General features: G+C 73.8%; 6 protein-coding genes. 4 read left to right on the forward strand and 2 right to left on the reverse strand.

Going from position 1 to position 7,761, the window contains the following annotated elements; genetic code table 11:
• Positions 1-67: 67 nt before the first annotated feature.
• Entirely contained in the window at positions 68-241 is a 174-nt protein-coding gene (locus tag ACFC02_RS40535) for a CsbD family protein (RefSeq protein ID WP_360980930.1), read from the reverse strand.
• A 148-nt stretch (positions 242-389) separates the two neighbouring features.
• Between ACFC02_RS40535 and ACFC02_RS40540 the strand changes: the two genes are divergently transcribed.
• Complete coding sequence (locus ACFC02_RS40540) at positions 390-2,003, forward strand: right-handed parallel beta-helix repeat-containing protein (RefSeq protein ID WP_376367718.1); 1,614 nt, start codon at positions 390-392, stop codon at positions 2,001-2,003.
• 59 nt (positions 2,004-2,062) lie between these two features.
• Here the strand turns inward: ACFC02_RS40540 and ACFC02_RS40545 are convergent, their stop codons facing one another.
• Positions 2,063-3,643: an MFS transporter gene (locus tag ACFC02_RS40545; RefSeq protein WP_376367720.1), complete on the reverse strand. Its 1,581-nt coding sequence runs from the start codon at positions 3,641-3,643 to the stop codon at positions 2,063-2,065.
• A gap of 297 nt (positions 3,644-3,940) precedes the next feature.
• On the opposite strand from ACFC02_RS40545, the gene ACFC02_RS40550 reads away from it, so the two are divergent.
• The 3 genes from ACFC02_RS40550 to ACFC02_RS40560 all read left to right on the forward strand — a co-directional run bounded on the left by ACFC02_RS40550 (position 3,941) and on the right by ACFC02_RS40560 (position 7,715).
• Positions 3,941-5,296, forward strand: a complete 1,356-nt coding sequence (locus ACFC02_RS40550; protein ID WP_376367722.1) for a polysaccharide pyruvyl transferase family protein — start codon at positions 3,941-3,943, stop codon at positions 5,294-5,296.
• On the forward strand, positions 5,296-6,765 hold the full coding sequence (locus tag ACFC02_RS40555) for an FAD-dependent oxidoreductase (protein ID WP_376367724.1): 1,470 nt from the start codon (positions 5,296-5,298) through the stop codon (positions 6,763-6,765). Before ACFC02_RS40550 ends, ACFC02_RS40555 begins: the two co-directional genes overlap by 1 nt.
• Before the next feature lie 104 nt (positions 6,766-6,869).
• Positions 6,870-7,715 carry an RNA polymerase sigma factor SigF gene (locus ACFC02_RS40560; protein ID WP_376367726.1) on the forward strand — a complete coding sequence of 282 codons (846 nt, stop codon included), beginning with the start codon at positions 6,870-6,872 and terminating at the stop codon, positions 7,713-7,715.
• Positions 7,716-7,761 lie beyond the last annotated feature (46 nt).

Below are 7,761 nucleotides of genomic sequence, written 5' to 3' on the forward strand. Positions count from 1 at the left end.
GGGGAACCCGCAGAGGCTTCTCTGCTCGCCGCTTCAGACGCAGTCCGTCGCCCCACGTCAGGGCTGGTCAGGGCTTGAGGGCGTCCTTCCCCTTCTCCTTGGCCTGGCGTGCGTCGCCCTTGGACTTCTTGGCCTGGCCCTCGGCGGTCATCCGCTCGTTGCCCACGGCGCGGCCGACCGTCTCCTTGGCCTTGCCCTTCATCTGTTCCTTCTTGGCCTTGGCCTTCTGGTCACCAGCCACTGTCGCTCACTCCAAGCCACAATCGGGGGTCGGTGTCATCACGTCGGGTGTCCGGGCCGGTGCCCCGCAAACCTCCCTCCCTGCCGCCGTTGCCGCCGGCGCGTGCGGGGGTACCCGGCGCCGAGGCCCCGGGAAAGGAGCAGCGCCCATGTCCGAGCCCCTCGCCGTCGACGCCCGCGAGTACGGCCTGGCCGGTGACGGAGTCACCAACGACCAGCCGGCCTTCCAGCACCTGGTGGACGCGCTCGGCGCGGCCTGCGCCGCCGACGGGCGCCCGCGCGTCGCGCACGTGCCCGCCGGGCGCTATCTGATGGTGGACGAGCCCACCGTCTGGCGCAGCGGCGTCTCCCTCATCGGAGAGGGCCGGGGCGCCACCTGCTTCGTGCTGCGCAATCCCGGCGACCGTACGACGCCCGTCCCGCTGGCCTGGTTCACCGCCCGGCAGCACGGAGCCGGCCGGGACAACCACCTGGCGGACCTCACCTTCGCCCACTTCGAGATCGACGGCTCGGGGGTGACGACCGAGGAGTACGACCCGCTGGCCAAGGGTCTCGGTCTCCAGTACGTGCTGCGCGGTCGCTTCAGCGACCTGTACATCCACGACACGGCGGCCACCGGGTTCGGCTGCGACTTCCTCCAGGACACGGTCGTGGAGGGGGTGCTGGCCGAGCGGTGCGGGCGGCAGGACAGCGGTGAGCAGATGGGCGGGGCGGGCATCGGGATCGGCATCGGCGGCTGGGGTCCGGTCGAACGGCTGACCGTCACCACGTGCACGGCGACCGGCAACGGCACCAACGGGATCTTCCTCGAACTCCAGAACGACGAGTGGGCGCCGCCCAGCGGCATCCGCATCACCGCCTGCCATGCCGAGGACAACCGCTTCGGCATCTCCGACTGGGGCGCCGACGGGCTGCTGGTCACCTCCTCGACGATGCTCGGCAACCACGAGGCGGGCTTCGACGTGTCCTCCCAGGGCACGACCCGCATCGGCGGCCGGGGCGGCATCGTCACCGGCTGTGTGATCGACGGGAACATCCGCGACGGCGTCGGTCTGGGCAACACGCCGGGGCCGTACGCCCTGAGGGGCAACCGGATCAGCAACAACGGGCGCTACGGCTACTGGGAGCACAACCTGGCCGGCGGAGACGAGGAGGCGTCCGCGGACATCGTGCTGGAGGCCAACGACATCCGGGACAACGCGCTCGACGGGGTGCGGATCGACGCCGTCATGCGCGACCTCGCCGTCGTGGACAACCGCATCCGCAACAACGGCCGGCGCGCAGCGGGCGCCGTGGAGGGCGGTGGCGAGAAAGTGCGCTTCGCCGCCCTGTCCCTGACCGACGAGAAGGCCGACTGGCCCGCGGACGGGCACCGCGGCAAGGAGGTGGCGGTGGGCACCCAGACCGCGCTGGTCACCCGCAACTCCCCCACCGAACTGCGCCTGGCGCCGCTGCGCCCCGGCGCGGACACCGCCTGGGCGGACGGCGTGCCCGACCCCGGCTCCGCCTACCGGCTGCCCGGCGCTCCCGTGCTGCGCGCCGCGCTCACCGTGGACGCCGCCGTGACCCGGCCGCGGATGCACGGCAACAGGATGGGCGACGACCAGCCGACCCGGACCCAGACCCACGGCATGTGCGTCACGGGCAACGGCAGCTGGACCGACGGCCGGGTCCTCGACAACGACCTGAGCGGGAACGCCCGGGAGGCCACCCGTTTCGACACGGAGCCCGCGGGCGGCCTGTGGCGCGACGAGGACGCCTGACCGGGCCACCACGAGGCGGGGTGCCGGCCGGGTGCCGGCGCGACGCTGCGGAACGCGCCTCAGCCGCGCCCGGCGTCCGGGCAGGTGTCCCGCCCGATTTCCCGGCCGCTCGTACCGCCGTTCGAGTGGGCGGGCTCGTCGCCGGGATGCCGGCGGCCGGGGCCGCCGGAGGGCCCCGGTGCCCGGCTCGGGGGCCGCTCGTGGTGGTCGCGGCGCCAGTCGAGGACCGCCACCGTCAAGGACGCCAGCATGGCCACGAGAGCGAAGCCCACCGAGAGGGACACGGCGGCCCGGTAGTCCCCGGCCGTCGAGCCGAGCACCGTGTAGAACAGGCCCGGCAGCGCGGCCGTGCCGACGGCGCCGCCCAGGCGCTGGCCGGTCTGCAGGGCGCCGCCCGCGGCCCCGGCCATCCGCACCGGCACGTCGCGCAGCGTCATCGTCACGTTCGGGGAGATGACGCAGCCGCTGCCCAGCCCGCCGATGAACAGGGCGGGCGCGGCGAGCCAGGTGAGGACGCCGGCCGGGGCCGAGTGCAGGATCAGCGCGGTCGCGCCGAGCCCCGCCACCACCGCCACGAGACCGCAGACGGTGAGCAGTCGGCCCAGCCGCTCCACCAGCCGCCCGGAGACCACCGCGGCGACGGCCGAGCCGATCGCGAAGGGGGTCACCGCGAGGCCTGAGCGCAGCGGCGCGTAGCCGAGGCCGTTCTGGAAGAACAGCGCGAACACCAGCCACACGCCGCTGAATCCGACGAAGTACAGCGCGCCCAGCGCCGTCCCCAGCGCATAGCCGCGGGTGCCGGTGAGCAGCCGCGGATCCAGCAGGGGCTGCCCGTCCCGCGCCGCCACCCGCCCCTCCCAGCAGGCGAAGCAGACCAGCAGCGCCAGGCCGAGCGGGAAGAGCCACCACAGCCGGCCCAGGCCGCCGCTCTCCGCGAACACCAGGGGCAGCATGAGGGCCAGCACGCCGACACCGAGCAGGGCCACCCCGGGCAGGTCGAGGCGTTCCCGGCGGCCGGGTGCCACCCGGGGCAGCAGCCGCAGCCCCAGCAGGAGCGCGAGGGCGCCGACGGGGACGTTGACGTAGAAGATCCAGCGCCAGCCCTGGGTGCCGTGCGCGAGGGCCAGGATCAGGCCGCCGGTGATCGGTCCGACCGCGCTGGAGACGCCCACGACGGCACCGAAGAGGCCGAAGGCCCGTCCGCGTTCCGCGCCGCGGAACATCTGCTGGATCAGCGCGGAGTTCTGCGGGGCCAGGCAGCCGGCGCAGGCACCCTGCGCGAGCCGGGCCACCACCAGCCAGGTGATGGTGGGTGCGGCGCCCGCGGCGGCGCTGCACAGGACGAAGGCGGCCAGGGCGCACAGGAAGATCCGGCGGCGGCCCATGGCGTCGCCCAGCCGGCCCGCGGGGACCAGGACGAGGGCGAACGCGAGGGCGTACCCGGACACCACCCACTGCACGGAGGAGGCCGAGGCGCCGAGGTCGCGCTGCATCGACGGCAGGGCGACGGCCACGATGGTCACGTCGAGCAGGCTCATGAAGCCGGTGGCCAGGGTGACCCAGAGGGCCTTCCAGCGCCTGGGATCGGGCGTGTCCGCCGGATCGCCGCGGCGGCCGCCCGACCGCACTTGCCTGTTCACGAACGCTCCTCCCGGTCGCGGCTCGTCGAGCGCGCACCGGCCGTCGTCGTCCTGCGCGCCCCAGGGGCGCGTTCCCCCGTGGGACGCGGCGGAACACCCTCACGGACACCATCGCCGCATCCCGCCGCCGGGGCCACTCCAGCGCGCGCCACGGTCGCCGGGCAGCCTGCGCGGTCCGGCAGCGGCTGCCGGACCGCGGCGGAGGTGTTTTCCTCGTGGGATGAGGGCAACTCGGCCCGCGCCCCGGCCGCGCCCGTCCTCGCAGTCACCGCCCGCCCCACGGAACGGGAGTCCCGGATGACCACCTCACAGTCCCGGCCGCCCCGTCCGGGCGGCCCGCGCATCGGCCTGCTGGGTTCCTACGGCGGCTACAACATCGGCGACGAAGCCATCCTCCAGTGCGTCCTCGGCTGTCTGCGCTCACACCGGCCGGGGGCCCGCCTGATCGTCTTCAGCCGCGACGCCGAGCACACCCGGGCGCACCAGCCGGCCGCCGACGAGGTGGTGGACTGGGAAGGCGTGCCGCAGAAACAGGTGACCGACGTGCTGGCCGGTCTCGACCTGCTGGTCCTCGGCGGCGGCGGCATCCTCTACGACGGGGAGGCGCGCCGCTATCTGAAACTGGTCCGCGCGGCCCAGGTGCGAGGGGTGCGCACCTTCGCCTACGCGGTCGGCGCGGGGCCGCTGCGCGAGAGCGACGACCGGGAGGCCGTACGCACGGTGCTGGCGGACATGGACGAGGTGGTGGTGCGCGACCAGGAGTCCCGGCTGGTCCTGGAGGAGGTCGGGGTCGAACGGGACCTGGTCGTCACCGCCGACCCGGCGCTGCTGCTGCCGCCGGAGCCGTTCACCGCCGAGATGATGCGGCAGGAGGGGGTGCCCGCGAACGCCCGGCTGGTCGGGATGTCGGTGCGCGAGCCGGGCCGGGCGGCGGAGAAGCTGGACGAGGGCGACTACCACGCGCTCCTCGCCGATGTCGCCGACTTCCTGGTGCGCCGGCTGGACGCCCACGTGGTGTTCATGCCGATGGAGCGCCACGACGTGCGGCACGCCCACGCCGTACTCTCCCGGATGAGCGCCCCGGACCGGGGCCGGATCCTGCACAGCGCGTACACGCCGGGGCAGGTGCTGGGCCTGATGAGCCACCTCGACCTGGTCGTCGGCATGCGGCTGCACTTCCTGATCTTCGCCGCGGTGTCCGGCCTGCCCGTGCTGCCGCTGCCGTACGCCGGGAAGGTCTTCGACTTCGCGCGCCGGCTGGGCGCCCCCGCGTTGGTCGGTGTGGCGCGGGAGCAGGTGGGGCTGCTGCTGGCGGAGGTGGACCGGCTGTGGGACGAGTTCCCGCAGCGCCGGGTGGACCTCACCGCCCGGGTGCAGGCCCTGCGGGAACTCGCCGCGGAGACCTGCGCGCGCTGCGGTGCCCTGCTGGACGCCATGGACGAGGAAGACGCCGGGGACCAGGACGACGCCATGGGCCAGGACGCCGAGAAGCAGGGGACCGCGAAGCAGGAGGATGCCGTGGACGGGCGCGGGCCGGGGACCGCGGGGCCGGCCGCCGGTACGGGCGCCGCGGGGCCGCAGGGTCTGCGCCTGCTCGGCACGGGGTCCGAGGACGGCGCGGTGCCACGTCACGGCGCCGGTCAGGAGGCGTGATGCCCGTTCTGCGGCGGCCCGAGGAGCCGCGGACCGTGACCGTCCCCGCGCGTGCGGCCCAGCACGCGGGCCGCACGGACGTCCTGGTGGTGGGGGGCGGCCCGGCGGGCACCGCGGCGGCGTACGCCGCGGCCGAGGCGGGCGCCGACGTGATCCTCGTCGAGCGGTACGCCTTCCTGGGCGGCAACGCCACCGTCGCCCTCGTGATGCCGCTGATGTCCTTCCACAACGAGCACCGCCAGGCGGTGTTCGTCGAGGACGGTGCCGGGGACCGGCTGCTGCCCACCGACCACGGGGAGGGCGAGCCGGTGGTCGCCGGGTTCCTGTGGCGTCTGCTGGACCGGCTCACCGCCTGCGGGGGCTGCGTGCCGCCGTCCCTGGAGACGGGCTACACCGTCCCGTTCGACCCGGAGCTGTTCAAGCTCGTGCTGCTGGACATGCTGGACGAGGCCGGGGTGCGGATGCTGTTCCATTCCTTCGCGTCGGCCGCGCTGCCCCTGGGGGACGGCTGGCGGGTGGTGTTCGAGACGAAGTCGGGGCCGGTGGTGATCGACGCGGGGGTCGTCGTGGACGGTACGGGCGACGGCGACGTGGCCGCCTCCTGCGGGGCACCGTTCGAGGTGGGGCGCCCGGAGGACGGGCGGGTCCAGCCGATGACCCTGATGTTCCGGATGGCCGACTTCGCCCGGCCGCGCTTCGCCGAGTACGTGCGGGCCCACCCCGACCAGTGGCGGGGCGTGCACGGGCTGTGGGATCTGGTCCGCGAGGCCACCGAGGCGGGCGAGCTGCGGCTGCCGCGCGAGGACGTGCTGTTCTTCGGCACCCCGCACCCGCACGAGCTCTCCGTCAACAGCACCCGGGTCACCGGCGCGCTGGGCATCGACGTGTGGGACCTGAGCCGGGCCGAGTGGACGGCCCGGCGGCAGATGGCCGAGATCGACCGGTTCCTGCGCTCGCGCGTGCCCGGGTTCGAGGAGGCGTACGCCGTGCAGAGCGGCACCCAGATCGGGGTGCGCGAGACCCGCCGCGTCCTCGGGGACTACCGGCTCACCGGCTACGACATCCTGGACGCGCGCGCCTTCCCGGACGTCGTCGCGCACGGCGCCTACCCCATCGACATCCACAACCCGGAGGGCAGCGGCACCGTGATCCGGCGCGTTCCCCGGGGGCGCTTCTACGACATCCCCCTGCGCTGCCTGCTGCCCACCGGGACGGACCGGCTGCTGGTCGCCGGGCGGTGCATCTCCGGGTCCCACGTGGCGCACTCGTCGTACCGGGTCATGCCCATCGCCATGGCCACCGGCCAGGCGGCGGGGATCTGCGCCGCGCTGGCCACCCGGCTTGGGCGCAGCCCGCGCGAGGTGCCGTACGCCCTGGTCCAGCAGGAGCTGGGACGGCAGGGCGCGCGGCTGCGGGTGGGCGGCCCCGGAGGGGTCCCGGCGGGTGAATCGAGCCCCGTGGAGAAATAATGGGTGTGGGACGTCGGAGCCCGGGTACACGCAGCGAAGTCCGCCCCTGGAGACAGGGGCGGTCACGGCATGAGGAATCACCTGCTGAGAGGGAGGGCCGCACGATGGCGGTGACCATGGAGGCGAAGGCGACTGGGGCTCGGACGGAGCTGCCGGAGGTGCCCGACCCCTCGCAGGTCGCACCGACCGACGCGCGCGCCCTGTCGCGGGTGTTCTTCGACCGGCTCACGCACCTGGAAGAGGGCACGCACGAGTACCAGTACGCCCGCAACACGCTGATCGAGATGAACATGTCCCTGGTGCGGTACGCGGCCGGCCGCTTCCGCAGCAGGGGTCCCCAGGAGATGGAGGACATCGTCCAGGTCGGCATGATCGGGCTGATCAAGGCGATCGACCGGTTCGAGCTGGCCCGCGAAGTGGAGTTCACCTCCTTCGCCGTGCCGTACATCGTCGGCGAGATCAAGCGTTTCTTCCGCGACACCACCTGGGCGGTGCACGTGCCGCGGCGGCTGCAGGAGGCCCGGGTCGAGCTGGCCAAGGCGACGGAGGAGCTGAGCAGCCGGCTCGGGCGCAAGCCCACCACCAAGGAGCTGGCGGAGCTGATGAACCTCCCCGAGCAGGAGGTCATCGACGCCCGGGTCGCCTCCAACGGCTACACGTCCGCGTCGCTGGACGCCGCCGTCAGCGGCAGCGAGGACGGTGAGAGTGTCCTGGCCGACTTCATCGGCGTCGAGGACATGACCATGGAACTCGTGGAGGACGTCCACAGCCTCGCTCCCCTGCTGGCGGAGCTGGACGAGCGGGACCGGCAGATCATCCACATGCGGTTCGTCGAGGAACTCACCCAGGCGCAGATCGGCGAGCGCCTCGGGATCTCCCAGATGCACGTGTCGCGCCTGCTCAACCGGCTGCTGGGCCGGCTGCGGCAGGGGCTGCTGACGGTGCACTGAGCCCAGGGGCCCGAAAGCAGCACCGCTTCACAGGGGCCGGTCGCCT

The organism is Streptomyces sp. NPDC056160, from assembly GCF_042268205.1.
In the GTDB taxonomy this organism is placed as follows: domain Bacteria; phylum Actinomycetota; class Actinomycetes; order Streptomycetales; family Streptomycetaceae; genus Streptomyces.

Bases quoted from the DNA above. Each gene is read 5' to 3' on its own strand.
- ACFC02_RS40540 (WP_376367718.1), top strand. From the start codon at position 390: ATGTCCGAGCCCCTCGCCGTCGACGCCCGCGAGTACGGCCTGGCCGGT.
- ACFC02_RS40550 (WP_376367722.1), top strand. From the start codon at position 3,941: ATGACCACCTCACAGTCCCGGCCGCCCCGTCCGGGCGGCCCGCGCATC.
- ACFC02_RS40555 (WP_376367724.1), top strand. From the start codon at position 5,296: ATGCCCGTTCTGCGGCGGCCCGAGGAGCCGCGGACCGTGACCGTCCCC.
- ACFC02_RS40560 (WP_376367726.1), top strand. From the start codon at position 6,870: ATGGCGGTGACCATGGAGGCGAAGGCGACTGGGGCTCGGACGGAGCTG.